This is a genomic window from Vibrio sp. RM-69-4 (assembly GCF_024743775.1).
GTDB lineage: Bacteria > Pseudomonadota > Gammaproteobacteria > Enterobacterales > Vibrionaceae > Vibrio > Vibrio anguillarum.
Window position 1 is genome coordinate 1 of sequence record NZ_JAMQXI010000023.1, and the last position, 574, is coordinate 574.

Below are 574 nucleotides of genomic sequence, written 5' to 3' on the forward strand. Positions count from 1 at the left end.
ATGGACAACATTGCCGTAGATAAACGTATGTTGGAACAATGGCTAAAGTCTGGTTTTATAGACAAAGGGTTGTTCTATCGCACTGACGAGGGAACACCACAAGGTGGGGTCATATCTCCGACCTTGATGCTTATGACTCTTGTAGGGCTTGAGCAACGCATAAAGTCTACTGCACTAAAAAAGGGTGCTAGAGCCAACTTTATTGGATACGCCGACGATTTCGTCGTCACCTGTGCTTCAAAGGAAGTGCTGGAGAACGATATTAAACCGTTGATTGCTGATTTCTTAGCAGAAAGAGGCTTAACACTCTCCGAAGAGAAAACGCACATTACCCATATCAGCCGTGGTTTTGACTTCTTAGGCTTTAATCATAGGAAGTACAAAGGGAAATTGCTCATTAAACCGAGCAAATCCAACACACTGCTGTTCTTGAGTAACTTGCGTGAACTCATCAAAAAGCACGCAACTATCCCCGTTAACGATTTAATCAAGTTGGTAAATCCGAAACTCAGGGGCTGGTCGAATTACTATCGACACTGTGTAGCTAAACAGGCATTCGGATATGTAGGTCACA

The 574-nt window shown here is 43.4% G+C and carries 1 protein-coding gene; it reads left to right on the top strand.

All coding sequences use genetic code 11. The features are described 5' to 3' along the window. Positions 1-574: reverse transcriptase domain-containing protein (locus tag NB504_RS02790; RefSeq protein WP_258428221.1), on the top strand; the 574-nt coding region annotated here is incomplete at both ends.